Source organism: Pseudomonas sp. R3-57 (assembly GCF_051132065.1).
Classification (GTDB): domain Bacteria; phylum Pseudomonadota; class Gammaproteobacteria; order Pseudomonadales; family Pseudomonadaceae; genus Aquipseudomonas.
The window spans coordinates 843,983-864,475 of sequence record NZ_CP071655.1; the positions used below are offsets into that span (position 1 = coordinate 843,983).

Below are 20,493 nucleotides of genomic sequence, written 5' to 3' on the forward strand. Positions count from 1 at the left end.
GAATCAGGTGCAGACCTTAACATGACCGAGGGGTACTGCGCTTCAGGCAGCCAGAAAGTAAGAAGCCTCCCAGCTGTCAGACTGGAAGGCTTCGCGGCGGTAGCTGCCTTTGCCCTTGGAGGGTCGTTCCTGACGACTGCGGAACAAGGGCTGGGCGACGATGGATTTGGCCTTGTTGGGGCCATGCTTTGCTGGCTTTTTGCTCATGAGGATCTCTCGGTGAGGTGGGTTTTGCGGGGGAAATAATCTGCCGATGTTGTGCGTCTGTCCAGTACCGCTTGTATGCAAATGTTAAGGCGCTTTCGCGAGCAGGCTCGCTCCCACAGTAGACCGGGTTCCACTGAGAGAGCGCGGCCAAATGTGGGAGCGAGCCTGCTCGCGAATGGGGGCTATGCGGTTGAAGGTCTTACTCGGCGGGGAGTGTCAGCCGCTGTCCGGCCATCAACAACGCCAGTCGACTCAGGCTCATCCACGGCGAACCCGCAGCCTGGCCTTTGATCTGCGCATCGATACGCTGAGCTTCGAGCAACAGCTGCGCCCAGCGTTGCGCCGAGTAGCGTTGCAGGGCTTTGCTGACCAACGGCTTGCGCTTGTCCCAGACCGGCGGTTTTGACTGGCTGAAGCACTTGTCCAGCGGCGTGCCCTGGCTGTATTGCAAGGCGATGTTGGCCAACAGCCGCAACTCACGGGCCAGCGCCCAGAGAATCACCGGCGGTTCGACCCCTTCGCCACGCAAGCCCTCAAGCATGCGCAGCGCATGGGCCGGCTCGCCATTGAGCACCGCGTCGGTCAGGCCGAATACATCGAAGCGGGCACTGTCCGCCACGGCGGCCTGCACGGTTTCGACGGTGATCTGGCCTCCTTCGGCCATCAGCTTGAGCTTTTCGATTTCCTGCGCGGCGGCGAGCAGGTTACCCTCCACGCGCGCGGCGATCAGTTCGACAGCGTCCTGACTGGCCGACAAGCCGGCCTGGGACAGACGCTGGCGAATCCAGCTCGGCAACTGATTGGCATCCACCGGCCAGATCTGAATGAACTGGGTCTGCTGGCCTTCAACCAGGGCCTTGCCCCATTTGGTCTTCTGCGCACTGCCGTCCAGCTTGGGCAGGCTGATCAGCAGCACGGTGTCTTCAGCCGGGCGTGAGCAATATTCGATGAGCGCGGCAGCGCCCTTGTCACCGGGCTTGCCCGAAGGCAGGCGCAGTTCCAGCAGGCGCTTTTCGGCGAACAGCGACATGCTCGCGCCAGCCAGCAGCAACGTGCCCCAATCGAAATTGGCGTCGGCGGCGAACACCTGGCGCTCGTCGAAACCTTGCTGGCGCGCAGCACTGCGAATGGCGTCGGCGGCCTCCTGGCACAGCAGCGGGTCATCGCCGCTGATGATATAAACAGGCGCGAGTGCGCCTTGCAGGTGTTTGCCGAGTTGAGCGGGAGCGAGCTTCATAAGAAAAGTCGATCGGGGCGCCTGAGCGCCCCGAACAGCTTACTGCTGCGGTATTTCGAGCGGCGACTGACGCGGGGTTTCCGCTTCAGCCTTTTGCGCCGCTTCCAGCGCATCGGCTTCAGCCTTGGCGCGGTCGTTGGCGGCTTGCTGCAGTTGCTGCAACTGGCCCGGCGTCAATTGCTGCAGACGCAGCATCATGCGTTGCACCAGCTCGCGGCGGGTTTCGCGACGGGCGTCGTTGGCTTCCTGATCGGAACCGACGAGGTTGTTGCCGTCGTGAATGAACACCTTTTGTACTTCCAGCTTGTCGCTCAGCAATTGCAGGTTCTTATCGCCACGGATTTCGTAGCTCAGGATCGTGCTGACCTGATATTCCCCGGTCCGGCCTGCGCCGGCATAGCTGAGAATGCGCTGGCTTTCCTGCTCGTCAGCCAGGAACAGCTTGTACGGCGCACCGCTGTAAACCTTGACGCCGCTCGACTCGAGCAACTGACGCAGTTGCGTCACGGTTTCGCCGTAGCTGTTGCGAGCGCTCAGATCGAGTTCCTTGATCGACAGTTCGTTGGTGCCGGTACCGCGCAGCTGGAAGCCACAGGCGCTCAACAGAACGGCGAGGCCTATCACCAGCAGATTGCGTTTGATCATTGTGTTGCTCCCCTTGAAACCAGGTGGGCCGACCGTGCGGCCCGAAAGGTTTTATCCGGCGTCAGGCGAACCTGACACTCGATCCAATTAGCTGGCGACGATATTGACCAGTTTCCCCGGCACCACGATCACTTTGCGAATCGTCAGGCCATCGACGAAGCGCAGCACGTTTTCGTTGGCACGCGCGGCCGCTTCGACTTCTTCGCGGGTCGCGCTGGCCGGCATTTCAATCTGCCCGCGCAGTTTGCCGTTGACCTGAATCACCAGGGTCAGGCTGTCCTGCACCAGCGCGGATTCATCCACGGCCGGCCAGCCGGCGTCGATCACCGCACCCGCGTGACCGAGCTGACTCCACAGCTCGTGGCTGATGTGCGGAGTGATCGGTGCCAGCAGCAACGTGACGGCTTCGAGGCCTTCGTGGATCAGTGCGCGATCCTGTTCGGTGGCTTGTGCGGCTTTTTCCAGCACGTTCATCAGCGTCATTACCTGAGCGATGGCGGTGTTGAATTTGTGGTTCTGGCCGACGTCGTGGCTGGCCTGCTTGATCGCGAGGTGAATCGCGCGGCGCACGGCTTTCTGCTCGTCGTTCAGGCTGGCGATGTCCAGTTTGCCCGGCAGGCCCTGAGTGACATGAGCCTGCGCCAGGCGCCAGACGCGCTTGAGGAAACGGTGCGAGCCTTCCACGCCGGAGTCCGACCATTCCGCGCTCATGTCAGGCGGCGAGGCGAACATCATGAACAGGCGGCAGGTGTCGGCGCCGAACTGGTCGATCATCGACTGTGGGTCGACGCCGTTGTTCTTCGACTTGGCCATTTTCTCGGTGCCACCGATTTCCACCGGCAAGCCGTCGGATTTCAGTTTGGCGCTGATGACCTTGGCTTTGCTGTCGCGTTCCAGTTCCACGTCCGCCGGGTTGAACCAGGTGTAGGCACCGTTGGCTTCGCGACGATAGTAGGTTTCGGCGATCACCATGCCTTGGGTCAGCAGGTTCTTGAACGGCTCGTTGGAGCTGACCAGGCCTTCGTCACGCATCAGCTTGTGGAAGAAACGCGCATAGAGCAGGTGCAGAATCGCGTGTTCGATGCCGCCGATGTACTGATCGACCGGCAGCCAGTGATCGGCCGCGGATTTTTCCACCAGCCCACCGGTGAAGTGTGGCGAGGCGTAGCGGGCGTAGTACCACGACGACTCGACGAAGGTGTCCATGGTGTCGGTTTCACGCTTGGCAGGCTGGCCGCATTTCGGGCAGCTGCACTCGTAGAACTCGGGCATGCGCGCCAGCGGCGAACCGGCGCCGTCCGGCACCACGTCTTCTGGCAGGACCACCGGCAGTCGATCTTCCGGCACCGGCACGTCACCGCAGGTCTCGCAGTGGATGATCGGAATCGGGCAGCCCCAGTAGCGCTGGCGGCTGATGCCCCAGTCGCGCAGGCGGAACTGGGTGCGCGAGGCGCCCAGTTGTTTCTTGATCAGGGCGACTTCCATGGCGTCGAACGCGCCGGCGAAATCGAGGCCGTCGAACTCACCGGAATTGATCAGCGTGCCGTGCTCGCCGTAGGCATCTTGCCACGGGGCCGGGTTGCTTTCGCCGGAACTGGTACGCACCACCGATTTCACCGGCAGGTTGTACTTGTGGGCAAATTCGAAATCGCGCTCGTCGTGCGCCGGTACCGCCATGACCGCGCCGTCGCCGTAGTGCATCAGCACATAGTTGGCGACCCACACCGAGAGTTTTTCGCCGGTCAGCGGGTGCTCGACGAACAGGCCGGTCGGCAGGCCTTTTTTCTCCTGCGTGGCGACGTCGGCTTCGGCGACGCTGCCGCCCTTGCACTCAGCGATGAACGCTTGCAGCTCAGGGTTGTTTTTTGCCGCCAGAGTGGCCAGCGGGTGTTCGGCCGCCACGGCGACGTAGGTCGCGCCCATCAGGGTGTCCGGACGGGTGGTGAAGACTTTGAGGGTGCCGGCTTCGCCGATCGAATCGACGTTGTACGGGAACTGCACTTCCATCCCGCGCGACTTGCCGATCCAGTTGCGCTGCATGGTCTTGACCTGTTCCGGCCAGCCATCCAGTTCGTCGAGGCTTTCAAGCAGCTCATCGGCGTAGGCGGTGATCTTGAAGTAGTACATCGGGATTTCGCGCTTTTCGATCAGCGCGCCGGAACGCCAGCCGCGACCGTCGATCACCTGCTCGTTGGCGAGAACAGTCTGGTCGATCGGGTCCCAGTTGACGGTCCCGTTCTTGCGGTAGATCACGCCTTTTTCGAACAGGCGCGTGAACAGCCATTGTTCCCAGCGATAGTAGTCAGGCTTGCAGGTGGTGACTTCGCGCGACCAGTCGACCGCCAGACCCAGGCTGCGCAGCTGGGTCTTCATGTAGGCGATGTTTTCGTAGGTCCACTTGGCCGGCGCGACGTTGTTTTTCATCGCCGCGTTTTCCGCCGGCATGCCGAACGCGTCCCAGCCCATCGGTTGCAGGACGTTCTTGCCAAGCATGCGCTGGTAGCGGGAAATCACGTCGCCGATGGTGTAGTTGCGCACGTGCCCCATGTGTAGCTTGCCGCTGGGGTAAGGGAACATCGACAGGCAGTAGTAGGTTTCCTTGCCTGGCTGTTCACTGACTTCAAAGGACTTTTGCTCGTCCCAGAACGACTGGGCGGCGGCTTCGATCTCACGGGGTTGATATTGTTCGTGCATGGCTACTTTTGTACTGGATAGGGGTGGCCTAATCCTCTTCGACGGCGGCAGACGGGGTGGCCCGGATGCGCTGGAAGTGGAATGACAGGAAGCGCCGTAGCATACATGACCGCGCTTGGCCTAGGGAAACCCTGATTCAGCAGTTTGGCCCGGCCGGTTCGGGGCGAGGGCCGTTTGTCGCGGCGCGCAGCCGGTTTGTGCAGTGAAGCTAAGCTCTAGGTGGGGAGTGAGTCTTATCTTCAATGAGGTGAGGGATGGTGGAGCAACGGCAGAAAAACGTGACGAAACCCGAGTTGTACGAAAGGTTGATCGACCGTCTGGGCATGGCCCTGGACGCTGTAAAAACTGCTGACCGGCTGCGCGATGAGCGCCCCCTGGAACTGGAATTGCGTGGCTTGAGTCCCGCCGAGTTCAAACTGGTCAAGGCTTATCTGGATCGCAGCGAGCGGGAAATGCAGGGTTGTCTGTCACAGGCAGTCAAGCAGCTCGATGCAGCACATTCGGCCAAGGTCATCTGGCTCAAGGACCGGGCACCCGGCAAAGACGCCGTCAAGGTTCGCTCGTCGCGGGCCAGGTAAACGCATGGCAGGTCAGGACACGGATCTTTTTCAACGGGATCCAGCCTATTGGTTGTAACGCATCAGCAACACTCTTAGGCTTCGGGCATCTGTGGAGATGCCCGATGCCATTTCGTTATCTGATCAAACAATTACTGTTGCCGCCCGGCATTCTCTTGCTGCTGTTGCTGGCCGCCTGGTGGCTGCGCCGTTCGCGGCCGCGGCTCGCTGGCGTGTGTTTCGCGCTCGGCCTTGGCGGCCTGTGGCTGATGAGCCTGCCGGTGGTCGTGCAATGGGGCGCCAAGGCGCTGGAACGCGAGCCGCCGCTGGCCCGCGAGGCGTGGACGACGCTGGCGCAGCGGGCCGATGCGATTGTCGTACTCGGTTCCGGTCGCGAGCGGGGCGATCTGGCGTGGGGTGAAGACCAGCCGACCGGTGTCGGGCTCGAGCGCCAGCGCTATGCGGCGCGTCTTGCCAAAGCCTCTGGGTTGCCGATCCTGACCAGCGGTGGCTTGCATTACGGTACGCCGCCGACCGAGGCGAAGTTGATGGCGGATTCACTGCGCGACGATTTCGCGGTGACGGTGCGTTGGCAGGAAGGTGAAAGCCGCACCACTTGGGAAAACGCCAGATTCGGCGCCGATATACTGCTGCCCCAGGGCATCAAACGCGTGGCTGTAGTCACGCAGGCCTGGCACATGCCGCGGGCGGTGTGGAGCTTCGAGCAGGCTGGATTCGAGGTGGTGCCGGCGCCGGTCGGCTTTCTCGGCACCGACAACGCCCGACCGTTTGGCGGCTGGTTGCCGGAGTTCAAATCGATCTGGCAGAGCGGGCAGTTGCTGAACGAGGCGGTGGGGCAGGTGGGGTATTCGGTGTTTTACCGAGGTGATGCCAGTCCCGATTGATCGGCTGCTGCTGATGTCCTCTTCGCGAGCAGGCTCGCTCCCACCTTGAAATGCATTTCATCTGTGGGAGCGAGCCTGCTCGCGAAGCTTTTAAAGCGTGTTCGACATCCGGTTAGCCATCAGCGCCCAGCCGAACAACAGCAGGCACAGCACGATCAACGGCCATGAGCGCCATTGCAGATACGGCGTCAGGTCGTGCATCGGCACCACATCACCGTACAGCACACCCTGTTCGAACTGCGGGATCTGCGCGGTGATCTGGCCGAACGGGTTGATCAGGCCCGTCACGCCGTTGTTGGTGGCGCGAATCATCCAGCGCCCCGCCTCAAGTGCGCGCATCTGCGCCATCTGCAAATGTTGCAGCGGGCCAATCGAAGTGCCGAACCAGGTGTCGTTGCTGATCGTCAGCAGCAGATCGCTGCGCGCCGACAGCCCGGCAGCAAACTCCGGGTAGACCACTTCGTAACAGATGAAAGGCGCGATCTGGTAACCCTTGGCTTGCAGCAACGCCTGATCGGACGGGCCACGGGCAAAGTCGGACATCGGCAGGTCGAAGAATGCGATCAGCCCGCGCAGGATGTCCTGCAACGGCACGTATTCGCCGAACGGCACCAGTTTCTGCTTCAGGTAAGTGCCATCGCCTTCGCCGACCACGGTGATGCCGTTGAAGAAACGTCTTTCCTTGTGCACGATCTGGCGGATCGGCACGCCGGTAATCAGCGCAGATTTACGCTCGGCGGCAAAGTTACCCATCATGTTCAGGTAACCCTCGGCAGATTCCTTGAGCACCGGCACCGCAGTTTCCGGCCAGATCAACAGATCGACCGGTTTCGAGCGAAAGCTCAAGTCCCGGTACAGCGCCAGTTGCGCGTTGAGTTCGGCCGGGTCCCATTTCATGCTCTGTGCAACGTTGCCCTGAATCGCCGCGACGCTCAGCGGCGCGCCCGACGGACTGGTCCAGGCATGACCCTTGAGCGCGATCCCGGCCACCCATGGCCCGACCAGCAACAACAATCCAGCGGCCATAAAAGCTTTGCGACGAGTTTGCAGCAAACGCCGCGCGTTGTAGATCAGCGCGGCGGTCAGCGCCAGAACGAACGACACCAGCCACATGCCGCCGACCGGTGCGAGCCCGGCCAAGGGCCCATCGAGCTGGCTGTAACCGGAGTACAACCACGGGAAACCGGTGAGGAACCAGCCACGAAACGCTTCTTGCCCGACCCACAGCGCGGCGAACGCCAGAGCATCGGCCACCGGCGCTTCATTGCGGCGCAACCAGCGCGCCCACAACCAGGCGGGCAGGGCGAAAAACCAGGCGATCGCTGCGGTGAACATCAGCATGAGGAATCCGGCGAGCAACACTGAAGCGCCGCCAAAATGGTGAATGCTGTAATAGATCCAGCTGGTGCCGGCACCGAACAGACCGAAGCCGAAGCACCAGCCACGACCCAGCGCCTGACGGGGGCTCAGCTCGCGCAACCCGGCATAAAACAAGCCGACCGCCAGCAAAGCCAGCGGCCAGATGTTGAACGGCGCAAGCGCGAAGGTGGTGATTGCACCGGCCGCCACGGCCAGCAGGTTACCGGGCCAGCCGGGGCGGGTAGTCCAGCGCAGGGGGTATGTCATCAGCTATTTCCTGTATCGCGCCGGGCCTGCTGTTACGTAGGGCAAGGCACGAGGAGTGTGGTTTGGTTTTTCAAATGAGCGACGAGTAACGCAGCCCTACGTAACAGCAGGCCCGGCCCTTCGGGTTGTGCCTGAAAGCGGGCCATGCTGCGTTGCAGCCTTGGAAAGGGAATGCCATTCCCTACGGACTGCGCCTTGCCTGGCACGCTTTCAGGCGCAACGCGATGCAGGAAAATAGCTGATGACATACCCCAATCCTTAGATTTCTTACCGGGCGATAGGGGTCAGACGCAGCAAATGAATCCGACGGCTGTCGGCGTTCAGGATGCGGAAACGATAGGCGCCGATTTCAGTGATTTCGTTGCGTTTGGGCAAGTGGCCGAACGCGCTCATCACCAGACCGCCGACCGTGTCGAACTCGTCATCGGAGAACTCGCTGTCGAAGAACTCGTTGAAGTTCTCGATCGGCGTCAGCGCCTTGATCAGGAAGTCACCGCTGGGCAGCGGCTTGATGTAGCTGTCTTCTTCGACGTCGTGTTCGTCTTCGATGTCGCCGACGATCTGTTCCAGCACGTCTTCGATCGTCACCAGGCCGGCCACACCACCGTATTCGTCGATGACGATGGCCATGTGGTTGTGGTTGGCACGGAATTCACGAAGCAACACGTTCAGACGCTTGGACTCCGGCACGAAGGTGGCCGGGCGCAGCAGGTCCTTGATGTTGAAGCTGTCGCCGTTCTCCTTGAGGATCAGCGGCAGCAGATCCTTGGCCAGCAGCACGCCCATCACGTCGTCATGGCTTTCGCCGATGACCGGATAGCGCGAGTGGGCCGAGTCGACCACGGCAGGGAGGAATTCGCGGGGTGTCTGCGTCGCCTTGATGCTGATCATCTGCGAGCGCGGGACCATGATGTCGCGTACTTGCAGGTCAGCCACCTGAATGGCGCCTTCGACGATGGCCAGCGCTTCGCTGTCCAGGAGTTTGTTCTGATGTGCATCACGCAGCAGCTCGAGGAGCTCCTGACGGTTCTTCGGCTCGTGGGCAAAAGCCTGGGTGAGCTTACCCAGCCATGACTTCTGCCCGTTGCTCGATCGATCTTCGCTCATAGCGATTACTCTGAATCCTTTGTTGTAACAGTAGGAGATGGTTCGGTTTCGTCGTCCGCGTACGGATCGGGAAAGCCGAGTTCAGCAAGCAACTCGCGTTCCAGTGCTTCCATTTCTTCGGCTTCGTCATCTTCTATATGGTCGTAACCGAGCAGATGCAAGCAGCCGTGAATGACCAGATGTGCCCAGTGGGCGTTAAGTTCCTTGCCCTGTTCGGCGGCTTCGCGTTCAACCACGGCGACGCAGATCACCAGATCGCCGAGCAGCGGGATATCCAGCAGCTCGTCCGGGACATCGGCGGGGAACGACAGGACATTGGTTGCGTAGTCCTTGTGCCGCCAGGTGTGGTTGAGCTCGCGACCTTCGTCTTCGTCGACCAGACGAATGGTCATTTCCGAATCAGCGGTGCGCTGGCGCAGGGCCAATTCGCACCACTGACGGAATTGCGCTTCACTCGGCGCCGACGCTTCGGTGGCAATTTGCAGATCAAGCTCAAGCATCGCGCGCGGCTTCCTTGGGTGCGTCGGCGCGGCTTTCGAAGCGCTCGTAGGCTTCGACGATCCGCTGCACCAGAGGATGGCGCACCACGTCCTTGGGCTGGAAGTGCGTGAAACTGATGCCCGGCACGTCTTTGAGCACTTCGATCACATGATGCAGGCCGGACTTGGTGCCACGCGGCAGGTCGACCTGGGTGATGTCACCGGTGATCACTGCGGTGGAACCGAAACCGATGCGCGTCAGGAACATCTTCATCTGTTCGACGGTGGTGTTCTGGCTTTCGTCGAGAATGATGAAGCTGTTGTTCAGCGTGCGACCGCGCATGTAAGCCAGCGGTGCCACTTCGATCACCTGACGTTCGATCAGCTTGGCGACGTATTCGAATCCGAGCATTTCGTACAGCGCGTCATAGAGCGGGCGCAGGTACGGGTCGATCTTCTGCGACAGGTCGCCGGGCAGGAAGCCGAGTTTTTCACCCGCTTCAACCGCCGGACGCACCAGCAAAATGCGGCGGATCTGCTCACGTTCCAGTGCATCGACGGCGCAGGCCACGGCCAGATAGGTCTTGCCGGTACCGGCCGGGCCGATGCCAAAGTTGATGTCGTTGCCGAGGATTTCCTTCACGTAACGCTGCTGATTCAAGCCGCGAGGGCGAATCATGCCTTTTTTCGTGCGCAGGGCGACGGACGGTTCGGCAGGGGCGTGGTTGTCCAGTTGCTCGGCAGCCGATTCCTGCAGGAACAGGTGGACCATGTCCGGCGACAACTCGGTCGCCTTGGTTTCCCGGTACAGACGGCGCAGCAGGTTTTCCGCAGACGTGGTGAGCTTGGGGTCGCCGATCAGTTCGAATTGATTGCCGCGGTTGCGGATCTCGATGGCCAGGCGCTGTTCGATCAAGCGCAGATGCTCGTCGAATTGCCCGCACAGATTGGCGAAGCGGCGAGCCTCAAAGGGCTCGAGAAGGAAGCGATGTGGTTCGATGGGTGCGTTCAAGGTCGTATTTAGCCGCCCTGGGGCAATTGAGGTGAAATCAAGGATAACGCCAGAGGCGTGGGGGCGAAAGCTCTTAAATATCTCAGCTTCAATCAACATCCCTGTGGGAGCTGGCTTGCCAGCGATAGCGGTTCAGCAGGCGAATTGACTTTCCGACTGATGGCCCCATCGCTGGCAAGCCAGCTCCCACAGGCTCTCCAGTGCCGCTGATCTTGTTACTGGATTAGTGAGCCGCGCAACGAGTGCGGTTGCGCCGCGTCGATGTGCACGTCGGCGAACTGGCCGATCAGGGTTGGATTGTCGCAGCGGAAGTTGACGATACGGTTATTCTCGGTGCGCCCCTGCAGCTCGCCGGGGTCTTTCTTCGAATAATCGGTCACCAGGATGCGCTGGATCGAACCGACCATCTGTCGGCTGATTTCGAACCCTTGCTGGTTCAAGCGATGTTGCAGCGCATTCAGGCGCTCTTTCTTCAATTCTTCCGGAGTGTCGTCAGCCAGATCTGCCGCCGGGGTGCCGGGGCGCTGGCTGTAGACGAACGAGTAGGAAAAGTCGAAGCCGACATCGGCGATCAGCTTCATGGTCTGCTCGAAATCTTTCTCGGTCTCGCCGGGGAAACCCACGATAAAGTCCGAGCTGATGCAGATCCCCGGCACCGCCGCGCGCAGTTTGCGCAGTTTGGATTTGTATTCCAGCGCGGTGTGGTTGCGCTTCATTGCCGCGAGAATCCGGTCGGAACCCGACTGCACCGGCAAATGCAGGTGCTTGACCAGCTCCGGCACCTCGGCGTGGGCCTGGATCAGGCTGTCGGAAAACTCCAGCGGGTGCGACGTGGTGTAGCGGATGCGGTCGATGCCATCGACGGCCGCGACCACGCGGATCAGCTCGGCCAGATCGGCCATGCGCCCGTCATGCGTAGCGCCGCGGTAGCCGTTGACGTTCTGGCCCAGCAGGGTCACTTCACGCACGCCGTGTTCGGCCAGGTGAATGATCTCGGCGATCACGTCGTCGAACGGCCGGCTGACTTCTTCGCCACGGGTGTAAGGCACCACGCAGAACGTGCAGTACTTGCTGCAACCTTCCATTACCGACACATAAGCGCTCGGGCCGTCGATGCGCGGCTCGGGCAAGTGGTCGAATTTTTCGATTTCCGGGAATGACACATCGACCTGCGGCAGCTTGCTGCTGCGCGCGGCGTCGATCATTTCCGGCAGGCGGTGCAGGGTCTGCGGTCCGAACACAACGTCGACGTATGGGGCGCGATCGCGGATCGCCGCGCCTTCCTGACTGGCGACGCAACCGCCGACCGCAATGACCATGTCCGGGTTGGCCAGCTTCAGTTCGCGCCAGCGCCCGAGCTGCGAGTACACCCGATCCTGGGCGCGCTCGCGGATCGAGCAGGTGTTGAGCAGAATCACGTCGGCGTCTTCCGCGCGAGCGGTGACTTCCAGGGCCTGATGTTCGCCCAGCAGATCGACCATGCGCGAGCTGTCGTACTCGTTCATCTGGCAACCGTGGGTTTCGATGTAAAGCTTCTTGGCCATGGATTAGTGTCGTCACGTGATTCGAAGAACCGCGCATTATAGGGAACAAGCCGTCAGGTTCCTACCGCTGTGCGTCCGGTGGCTATGCTATAGTTCGCGCCCCCATTTTTACCCCGATGTTATCCGCCCGCCATGACCAAACGCGAAGCTCCAATCTACAAGGTGATTTTCCTCAACCAGGGCCAGGTGTTCGAAATGTACGCCAAGCAGATCTATCAAAGTGATCTGTGGGGTTTTCTGGAAGTTGAAGAGTTCGTCTTTGGCGAGCGCACGCAAGTGGTCGTCGACCCGAGCGAAGAAAAGCTCAAGGCGCAATTCGAAGGCGTGGTGCGCAGCTTTGTGCCGATGCATTCGATCGTGCGTATCGACGAAGTAGAGCGTCTGGGTACACCGAAAATCAGCGAAGCCCGCGGCGCGGTCGGCAATGTCATGCCGTTCCCGATGCCGATGCCCGAGAAGTAAGACTCAGAGCACGTCGCCTCCTTCGCGAGCAGCGCTACAAGAATCAGGGAAGCGGCGAGAACGGCGTACGCCCATCGGCGCTCTGCAATTCCATCAGGTATTTGCGGAAGATCTGCCCGAGCACCTGAGTCGCGGTTTCGAGGTCTTCGCGGGACATGTTCTCGGAGACTTCATCGGCCGTGTCCAGCGCCTCTTCGGCACCGTTGACCGCCGCCATCTTCAGCACAATGTACGCCTGGATATTGTTGGCCTGCACGCCTTCGCCGTGGAAGAACATGGTGCCGAGCTTGAACTGTGCCTGAGCGTGGCCTTGCAGCGAGGCCTTTTCGAAATAGCTCAGGGCTTGATTGAGGTCGCGCGGCGCGTTCTTGCCGTCGTAGTAGAACTCACCCAACTCGTATTGTGCTTGTGCATCCCCTTCGTCCGCCGCTTTCTGGCAGGCGGCCAGTGCCTGCGTGACGTCTTGCGGCTGAGTATTGAGGGTGCAACGACCCATCGCCGGGATCAACAACGAGTTGCCGCCTGCTTGTGCATGCGCGAGCAGGGGCTGAAGGAGCAACAGGCAGCCCAATGCAAGGGTGCGGCCGGTGCGGTTCATGGGAATCGACTTACCTCTGAAGGGCGCGCGGACCCGTCGGGGGATCCAATAAGCGCGCATTATGAAATAAGCAGGGCCAACCTTACAAAGTCTTTACTCGTTTTTCTGCTGCGTGGGGGATATATCGCCCACTTTCTACAAGATTTTTAGCAGCGGCGTGGGAAAAACGGCAGGGGTGTAGGTGAAAGCTGACGCTGGCGATAGCCAACGTCAGCGGTACGGCGATTATTTCAGTGCGGCGAAGGCACGCTCGGCGGCGTCCAGCGTCAGTTGCAACTCGGCTTCGCCGTGGGCGATCGAGGTGAAACCGGCTTCGAAGGCGCTCGGCGCGAGGTACACGCCACCTTCGAGCATCAGGTGGAAGAAGCGCCCGAACAGTGCAGCGTCGCTGGCCATCACGTCGTCAAAGGTGACGATGTCGTCAGCGCCGCTGAAATACAGACCGAACATGCCGCCGGCCTGTGTCGTCACGAACGGAATGCCGGCAGCATCGGCGCGTTGTTGCAGACCGTCGAGCAGGCGCGTGGTGTAGTCGGTCAGTTCGGCATGGAAGCCCGGACGGCTGATCAGGCGCAGGGTGGTCAGGCCAGCGGCCATCGCCAGCGGGTTACCCGACAGCGTACCGGCCTGGTACACCGGGCCCAGCGGCGCGATGCGTTCCATGATTGCGCGTTTGCCGCCGAAGCAGCCGACCGGCATGCCGCCGCCGATGATCTTGCCGAAGGTGGTCAGGTCCGGGGTGACGCCGTAGTACGCCTGCGCACCGCCGAGGGCGACGCGGAAACCGGTCATCACTTCGTCGAAAATCAGCACCACGCCGTGCTTGTCGCACAGCGAACGCAGACCTTCGAGGAAACCTGGAGCCGGTGGCACGCAGTTCATGTTGCCGGCAACCGGCTCGACGATGATGCAGGCGACGTCCTCACCGACTTCGGCAAGCATCTGCTCCACCGCTGCGATGTCGTTGAACGGCAGGGTCAGGGTGTGTTTGGCGAACGCCGCCGGTACACCGGCCGAACTCGGTACGCCCTGGGTCAGCGCGCCGGAACCGGCCTTGACCAGCAGGCTGTCGGAGTGGCCGTGGTAGCAGCCTTCGAATTTGATGATGCTGTCGCGGCCGGTGTAACCACGGGCCAGACGGATCGCGCTCATGGTCGCTTCGGTGCCGGAGCTGACCATGCGCACCATGTCCATCGACGGCACCAACGAGCAGACCAGATCGGCCATCTCGGTTTCCATCGCGGTCGGCGCGCCATAGGACAGACCGTGTTGCAGTTGATTGCGCACAGCATCAAGTACGTCCGGGTGGCTGTGGCCGAGGATCATCGGCCCCCACGAACCGACGTAATCGACATAACGCTTGTCGTCTTCGTCGGTAACGTAAGCGCCTTCCGCGTGTTTGAAGAACAGCGGCGTACCACCGACGCTTTTGAACGCGCGCACCGGCGAGTTGACGCCACCGGGAATGTGTTTCTGGGCATTGGCAAACAGGGTTTCGGAACGAGACATGATCGGGCTCTCAATCTTCAGGCTTTGAACAATTCATTGAACGCGCGGGCGCGGCGAGTCACTTCGGCGGTGTTTTCAGCACCGAACAGGCCGTGGACCACCGCCAGCAGGTCGACCCCATGGGCCACCAGTGGCGCGGCGTTATCGAGGGTGATGCCGCCAATCGCGCAGACCGGCAGATGCAGCGTGCGTTTGGCTTGGTCGAGCAAATCTAGGCCGCAACTCGGCGCACCGGGCTTGGTGCTGGAGTTGAAGAAGCGGCCGAAGGCGACGTAGCTCGCGCCTTCTTTGGCGGCTTGCCCGGCGAGGCCGAGCTGGTCGTGACAGGTCGAACCGATGATCGCTTTCGAGCCGAGCAGGGCGCGGGTCGGCGACAGCGGGCCGTCGGTCTGGCCCAGATGCACGCCGACATTCAGGCGCGCGGCCAGCTCGGCGTCATCGTTGATGATCAACTGGGTCTTGTAGCGCTCGCACAAATCACGCAGCGCTTCGGCCTCGCGCAAGCGGCGGGCCTCATCGCTGCTTTTGTCGCGGTATTGCAGCAGGGTGACGCCGCCTTCCAGCGCCGCCTCCACGTAAGACAGAAACTTGCCGGCCAGCAGTGTGCTGTCGGTAATGGCATACAGGCCACGTAGTTTCATCGGGCAGACCTCACGACGTTACGAGCAGAAATCCAGCGGCAGGCGACGCGGGACGAACTGGCCTTTGCCCAGTTGTTCGGCATCGCGCAGGGTGCGCCAGGTGTAATCCAGTGCGCTGCGCACAGCGCTGGCCAGGTGTTCGCCCTGGGCCAGGCGACCGGCGAGGGCGCTGGCCAGGGTGCAACCAGAACCGTGATAGCTGCCCGGCAGACGCTGACAAATGAAAGTTTCACGCAGACCGTCGCGGCTGTACACGCGGTTGTGGATTTCAGTTTCGTCGCCATGGCCGCCAGTGATCAGCAGGTTTTTGACGAATGGCAGGAGTTTTTCAGCGCACTCATCCGCGGTGCCATCAGGCAGTTCGGCGAGGATGCGCGCTTCGGGAAGGTTGGGCGTGGCAATGATCGACAGCGGCAGCAGACGCTCGCGCATCGCATAACCGACTTCGTCCTTGCCCAGGCGTCCGCCGCCGCCGGCGCGCAGCACCGGGTCGCAGACCACCGGCAAATGCGGGTGCGCCGAGAGCAGTTCGACAACGGTGTCGACCATCGCCAGCGAACCAAGCATGCCCAGCTTCACCGCCGCGACTTCAGAATCGTTGAGCACGGCATTGGCCTGGGCCAGTACCCACTCACGGTCGAGGACGCGAAAGTCAGTGACATTGACCGTGTCTTGCACGGTCAGGGCGGTGACGGCCGGAGCCGCATGGCAGCCCTGCGCGAGCAGGGCTTCGATATCTGCCTGCAGGCCGGCGCCACCACTGGGGTCGTGGCCGGAGAGACAGAGGACAACGGGGCGGGAGCTGTAGATATTCATGGTGCGCGAGCTTACCACCAAAGCTGATTTTCGGGTTCAGTGCCGTTGCCCCTGGCCGATATCGCGGACAGAGAAACCAGGCCTATTCTGACAAGTTGACCGACTCAACAGCTCTAGTCCGCAGCTTTGCTCTGAAACGCCCGTTCTAGAGCCTTTGTAGGAAAAGTTTCGATGGTGCTTAATGGCCATCAACGGCTATGCTAGGCTGGATCCAAACCAATAACAGGTAATACCGGTTTTACGTCTACTCAAAGGGAATGGGGGGCTTCCTGACACAACCGGACGAGCCACGCTGGGGCTTCAATGCGCTATTTGCTGATGTTGCTGTTCTGCTTGCCCCTCATGGCGAGCGCTGTCGAGTTCGACGAATTCACCCAAAGCCTGCCACTGGGCCGATCGCTGCAAGTGTTCGAAGACCCGAGCGGTCAGGCGAGCCTTGCTGACGTCCGCGCACAGGCTGCCGCCGGCCAGTTCAAGGCGCACGACAAGGCCACGCTCAACGCCGGTTACTCGCGTTCGGCGTTCTGGCTGAAGATCGACCTGCATTATCGTCCGCGCAACCCCGCCGCCCAGCGCACCTGGTTGCTGGAGCTGGCCTACCCACCGCTCGATCACCTCGACTTGTACTTGCCCGACGCGGCTGGCGACTATCGACTGGTGCGCCAGACCGGCGATGCCTTGGCGTTCGCCAGCCGCGAGATCCGCCAGAACAATTACCTGTTCGACCTGCCGTTCAAGCCCGATCAGCAACAGACGCTGTACCTGCGACTGGCCAGCGAAGGCTCGATCCAGGCGCCGGTGACGTTGTGGTCGAGCACCGCTTACCTCGAAGATCAGCCCGTGCGCCTGTACGTGCTCGGCATCATTTATGGCGTGTTGCTGGGGATGCTGGTCTACAACCTGTTCATCTACCTGAGCGTGCGCGACACCAGTTACCTCTATTACATCTTCTATATCGGCTCGTTCGGCCTCTATCAGTTGTCGGTGAACGGCGCGGCGGTCGAGTATTTCTGGCCGGACAACCCATGGTGGGCGAACGCTGCCACGCCATTTTTCATCGGCTGCGCCGGCCTGTTCGGCAGCCAGTTCGCCCGCAGCTTCCTGCAAACCCACACCCACAGCCGCTGGCTCGATCGCTTGCTGATCGGACTGATTGCCTTCAGTGCCGTGGTGATCGGCCTGTCGCTGATGACCAGCTATGCGCTGGCCTTGCGTCTGGCGACGACACTCGCGCTGACCTTCACCGTGGTGATTTTCGCCGCAGGGATTCTCGCCTGGTGGCGCGGTCTGCGCGTGGCGCGCTATTTCATCATTGCCTGGTCGGCGTTCCTGCTCGGCGGCATCGTCAATACGTTGATGGTGCTGGGTCTGCTGCCGAACGTGTTCCTGACCATGTACGCCAGCCAGATCGGTTCGGCCATCGAAGTGGCGCTGCTGTCACTGGCGCTGGCCGACCGCATCAACGCCATGCGTGAGCAGCAGGCGCAGACGCTGTACGACGCCGGGCAGAAGCTTGAAGTGCTCAACCAGCAACTGGCGCACAGCAACAAGCTCAAGGACGAATTCCTCGCCACCCTGACCCATGAATTGCGCACGCCCATGAACGGTGTGATCGGCTCGCTGGAATTGATGCAGACCGTCGAGATGGACCCGGAACTCGAGCAATATCAGCAGACGGCCGCCGGTTCTGCGCGCGACATGATGCGCATGGTCAACGGCATCCTCACGCTGACCGAATTGCAGGCGGGCAAGCTCAAGGCGTCCTCGGGCACTTTCAGCCTGCGCGCGGTGATCGAGGCACTGCGCGTGCAATTCGAGGGCAACGCGGCGAGCAAGTCGCTGGACTTCAAGGTCGATGTGCTGCCAACGCTGCCCGATCGCCTGCACGGCGACAGTGCCAAGCTTGCGCAGTGCCTGGAATGCCTGCTGGACAATGCGATCAAGTTCACTCGCGTCGGTGGTCTGGCGCTGCGCGTGACCGGCAAACCCTCGACGGACAATCGTCTGGCGCTGTCGTTTGCGGTCATCGACACCGGCATCGGCTTTACCGATCTGGGCGAGGCGACGATGTATCAGCGCTTCTTCCAGCTCGACGGCTCGATGACCCGTGAATACGGCGGCCTCGGTGTCGGCCTGGCGATCTGCCGACAACTGGTCGAACTGCTCGGCGGCAAGCTGACCCACCGCTCCGAGCCGGGGCGTGGCAGCCGTTTTCAACTGGACGTCGAGTTTGAACTGCCGATGATCGAACCGGCGCCGGAATTCTCGTCCACGCAGGAGCGAATTCGTTTGCCGCAGGACTGCACGGTGTTGCTGGTGGACGACAACAGCGTCAACCAGTTGGTGATGCGCGGCATGCTGCTCAAGCTCGGCTTTCGCGTGCGCACCGCCGACAACGCTGCGGCAGCACTGGCCTGCTTGCAGCGCGAAAGCTTCGACGCCGTGCTGATCGACTGCCAGTTGCCGGCCCACGACGGCGCCTCGTTGTGCTGCCAGATTCATGCGTTGCCTGGCTGCGCGCACCTGCCGGTGTTCCTGCTCGCCCTGCAGGCCGAGCGCGACCTGTGCGTCACCGGCGTGGCCATCGATTACCTGAACAAACCGGTAAAATTCGAAGATTTGCAGTCGGCGCTGGAGCGTCGCGTGCTGTGCTGATAGCAGGGTAAAAGCGCCGCAAATTCGGCGTATATGCCACTTTGATCGGTGTGAGGGCGGTGCTTAACTGACCCTCTGCCGAATCAAGGAGCCGCCGCGATGAACCTGCATCAGTTCGCCGAAACCCACGAAGTCACCAACCAGCCACCTTCGCTGGACGGCACCAATCTGTACCGCATCGACCTGCCATTGCAGGAGTGGTCGCGGCGGTTTGGCGCCGGCTGGGCAGAGTCGCGGATCGATGCCTACGGTGCGCTCGCCGGTGGCCCGCTGATGGAGGCCGGTTTCCTCGCCAACCAGAACAAGCCGGTGTTCGCCAGCCACGACCGCTACGGTCATCGCATCGATCTGGTGGAGTTTCACCCGGCGTATCACCAGTTGATGCGCAGCGCGATCGAACACGGTCTGACCTCGCTGCCGTGGGCTCAGCCGCAGGACGGCGCGCATGTCGCCCGCGCCTCGATGACCTATCTGCACAGCCAGGCCGAGGCCGGCAGCGGTTGCCCGTTGACCATGACCTTCGCCAGCGTGCCAGCCCTGCGTTTGCAGGCGGATCTGGCCGAGCAATGGCTGCCGAAAGTCCTCTCCAGCGAATACGACCCGCGCAATGTTGGCATGGCACACAAGGCCGGCGTGACCATCGGCATGGCGATGACCGAGAAGCAGGGCGGCACCGACGTGCGCGCCAACACCACCAAAGCTTATCCGGTCGGCGCCAGTGGCCCGGGCCAGGCGTATGAACTGGTCGGGCACAAGTGGTTCTGCTCGGCGCCGATGTGCGATGCCTTCCTCACGCTGGCGCAGACCGACAAGGGCTTGAGCTGCTTTCTGCTGCCGCGCCATCGCCCGGACGACACGCGCAATCAGTTCTACATCCAGCGTCTGAAAAACAAACTCGGCAACCAGTCCAACGCCTCCAGCGAAGTGGAATTTCGCGGTGCGCTGGCGTGGATGATCGGCGAAGAAGGCCGCGGCGTGCCGACCATCATCGAAATGGTGGCGATGACCCGTTTCGATTGCATGGTCGGCTCCAGCTCGCTGATGCGCCAGGCGCTGACCCAGGCCAGCCATCACTGCGCGCACCGCAAGGTCGGCGGCAAGCTGCTCAGCGAGCAACCGTTGATGCAGAATGTGCTGGCCGATCTGGCGCTGGAAAGTGAAGCCGCGCTGGCGCTCAGTTTGCGCATGGGCAAGGCGCTCGATCATCTGGATGATCGCCACGAAGCGCAGTTTGCGCGGCTGGTGACAGCGGTGGGCAAATACTGGATCTGCAAACGGGCGCCGGGAATGATCAACGAAGCCGCCGAATGCATGGGCGGTGCCGGTTATGTCGAGGACAGCATCCTGCCGCGGCTGTACCGCGAAGCGCCGGTGAATTCGACGTGGGAAGGTTCGGGCAACGTGCAGTGCCTCGACGTGCTGCGCGCGTTGTCGAAAGAGCCGGGTGTGCTGGATGTGTTGTTCAGTGAACTCGGCGATGGCCATGGCGACAAGCGTCTGGCCGCGCATATCCAGCAATTGCAGGCGCAGTTCAAGGACACCAGTGACATTCAGTATCGGGCGCGGCAGTTGACCGAAGATATAGCCCTCGGTTTGCAGGCCAAACTGTTGCTCGAGGCCGGTAACGCGGCGGTCAGCGATGCGTTCATTGCCAGCCGCTTGAGTTGCGGCGGCCGGGTCTACGGCGCGTTGCCGCGGGGGCTGGATGTCGAAGCGATCGTCGCGCGCTCGACCCCGCAGCTTTTCTGACCTCAATTTTGCCGACACCACAAAACCCTGTGGGAGCTGGCTTGCCAGCG

18 protein-coding genes are annotated in these 20,493 nt (G+C 61.6%); 5 read left to right on the plus strand and 13 right to left on the minus strand.

Features of this window, described 5'->3' with window-relative positions:
- Window positions 1–42: 42 nt before the first annotated feature.
- The 4 genes from arfA to leuS all read right to left on the minus strand — a co-directional run bounded on the left by arfA (window position 43) and on the right by leuS (window position 4,783).
- Window positions 43–207, minus strand: a complete 165-nt coding sequence (arfA, locus tag J3P93_RS03910) for an alternative ribosome rescue factor ArfA (RefSeq protein ID WP_090286599.1) — start codon at window positions 205–207, stop codon at window positions 43–45.
- A gap of 199 nt (window positions 208–406) precedes the next feature.
- Complete coding sequence (holA, locus tag J3P93_RS03915; RefSeq protein WP_434595240.1) at window positions 407–1,444, minus strand: DNA polymerase III subunit delta; 1,038 nt, start codon at window positions 1,442–1,444, stop codon at window positions 407–409.
- Window positions 1,445–1,483: 39 nt separating this feature from the next.
- On the minus strand, window positions 1,484–2,089 hold the full coding sequence (gene lptE / locus J3P93_RS03920; RefSeq protein WP_434595244.1) for an LPS assembly lipoprotein LptE: 606 nt from the start codon (window positions 2,087–2,089) through the stop codon (window positions 1,484–1,486).
- Window positions 2,090–2,176: 87 nt separating this feature from the next.
- Window positions 2,177–4,783 carry a leucine--tRNA ligase gene (gene leuS / locus J3P93_RS03925; RefSeq protein WP_434595246.1) on the minus strand — a complete coding sequence of 869 codons (2,607 nt, stop codon included), beginning with the start codon at window positions 4,781–4,783 and terminating at the stop codon, window positions 2,177–2,179.
- Between the two features lie 254 nt (window positions 4,784–5,037).
- Between leuS and J3P93_RS03930 the strand changes: the two genes are divergently transcribed.
- Both J3P93_RS03930 and J3P93_RS03935 read left to right on the plus strand, forming a co-directional pair.
- Window positions 5,038–5,361, plus strand: coding sequence for a hypothetical protein (locus J3P93_RS03930; RefSeq protein ID WP_434595249.1), 324 nt, complete (start codon window positions 5,038–5,040; stop codon window positions 5,359–5,361).
- A 104-nt stretch (window positions 5,362–5,465) separates the two neighbouring features.
- Window positions 5,466–6,245: a YdcF family protein gene (locus J3P93_RS03935; protein ID WP_434595251.1), complete on the plus strand. Its 780-nt coding sequence runs from the start codon at window positions 5,466–5,468 to the stop codon at window positions 6,243–6,245.
- Between the two features lie 90 nt (window positions 6,246–6,335).
- Here J3P93_RS03935 and lnt read toward each other — a convergent pair whose 3' ends face one another.
- The 5 genes from lnt to miaB all read right to left on the minus strand — a co-directional run bounded on the left by lnt (window position 6,336) and on the right by miaB (window position 12,013).
- On the minus strand, window positions 6,336–7,859 hold the full coding sequence (gene lnt / locus J3P93_RS03940) for an apolipoprotein N-acyltransferase (protein WP_434598283.1): 1,524 nt from the start codon (window positions 7,857–7,859) through the stop codon (window positions 6,336–6,338).
- A 279-nt stretch (window positions 7,860–8,138) separates the two neighbouring features.
- On the minus strand, window positions 8,139–8,978 hold the full coding sequence (locus J3P93_RS03945; protein WP_007909641.1) for an HlyC/CorC family transporter: 840 nt from the start codon (window positions 8,976–8,978) through the stop codon (window positions 8,139–8,141).
- Window positions 8,979–8,983: 5 nt separating this feature from the next.
- On the minus strand, window positions 8,984–9,478 hold the full coding sequence (gene ybeY, locus J3P93_RS03950; RefSeq protein ID WP_203419606.1) for an rRNA maturation RNase YbeY: 495 nt from the start codon (window positions 9,476–9,478) through the stop codon (window positions 8,984–8,986).
- Window positions 9,471–10,469, minus strand: a complete 999-nt coding sequence (locus J3P93_RS03955; RefSeq protein ID WP_434595254.1) for a PhoH family protein — start codon at window positions 10,467–10,469, stop codon at window positions 9,471–9,473. The genes ybeY and J3P93_RS03955 overlap by 8 nt, the downstream gene beginning before the upstream one ends.
- A gap of 215 nt (window positions 10,470–10,684) precedes the next feature.
- Complete coding sequence (miaB, locus tag J3P93_RS03960) at window positions 10,685–12,013, minus strand: tRNA (N6-isopentenyl adenosine(37)-C2)-methylthiotransferase MiaB (RefSeq protein ID WP_090286583.1); 1,329 nt, start codon at window positions 12,011–12,013, stop codon at window positions 10,685–10,687.
- Between the two features lie 132 nt (window positions 12,014–12,145).
- Here miaB and J3P93_RS03965 point away from each other — a divergent pair, with 132 nt between their 5' ends.
- Window positions 12,146–12,475: a DUF1820 family protein gene (locus J3P93_RS03965; RefSeq protein ID WP_003185742.1), complete on the plus strand. Its 330-nt coding sequence runs from the start codon at window positions 12,146–12,148 to the stop codon at window positions 12,473–12,475.
- Window positions 12,476–12,518: 43 nt separating this feature from the next.
- On the opposite strand, the gene J3P93_RS03970 is transcribed toward J3P93_RS03965, so the two are convergent.
- The 4 genes from J3P93_RS03970 to J3P93_RS03985 form a co-directional block, all read right to left on the minus strand.
- A complete protein-coding gene (locus tag J3P93_RS03970) occupies window positions 12,519–13,073 on the minus strand; it encodes a tetratricopeptide repeat protein (RefSeq protein ID WP_093098052.1) in 555 nt (184 codons plus the stop codon).
- Between the two features lie 225 nt (window positions 13,074–13,298).
- Window positions 13,299–14,582, minus strand: coding sequence for a glutamate-1-semialdehyde 2,1-aminomutase (gene hemL / locus J3P93_RS03975; protein ID WP_434595257.1), 1,284 nt, complete (start codon window positions 14,580–14,582; stop codon window positions 13,299–13,301).
- A 17-nt stretch (window positions 14,583–14,599) separates the two neighbouring features.
- Window positions 14,600–15,223, minus strand: coding sequence for a thiamine phosphate synthase (gene thiE, locus J3P93_RS03980; protein ID WP_434595259.1), 624 nt, complete (start codon window positions 15,221–15,223; stop codon window positions 14,600–14,602).
- 18 nt (window positions 15,224–15,241) lie between these two features.
- Window positions 15,242–16,039: a hydroxymethylpyrimidine/phosphomethylpyrimidine kinase gene (locus tag J3P93_RS03985; RefSeq protein ID WP_203419602.1), complete on the minus strand. Its 798-nt coding sequence runs from the start codon at window positions 16,037–16,039 to the stop codon at window positions 15,242–15,244.
- 303 nt (window positions 16,040–16,342) lie between these two features.
- On the opposite strand from J3P93_RS03985, the gene J3P93_RS03990 reads away from it, so the two are divergent.
- Window positions 16,343–18,694: a 7TM diverse intracellular signaling domain-containing protein gene (locus tag J3P93_RS03990; protein ID WP_434595262.1), complete on the plus strand. Its 2,352-nt coding sequence runs from the start codon at window positions 16,343–16,345 to the stop codon at window positions 18,692–18,694.
- A 99-nt stretch (window positions 18,695–18,793) separates the two neighbouring features.
- The gene (locus J3P93_RS03995; RefSeq protein ID WP_434595265.1) at window positions 18,794–20,443 is read left to right on the plus strand and encodes an acyl-CoA dehydrogenase family protein; all 1,650 of its coding nucleotides are present in this window, start codon (window positions 18,794–18,796) and stop codon (window positions 20,441–20,443) included.
- Window positions 20,444–20,493 lie beyond the last annotated feature (50 nt).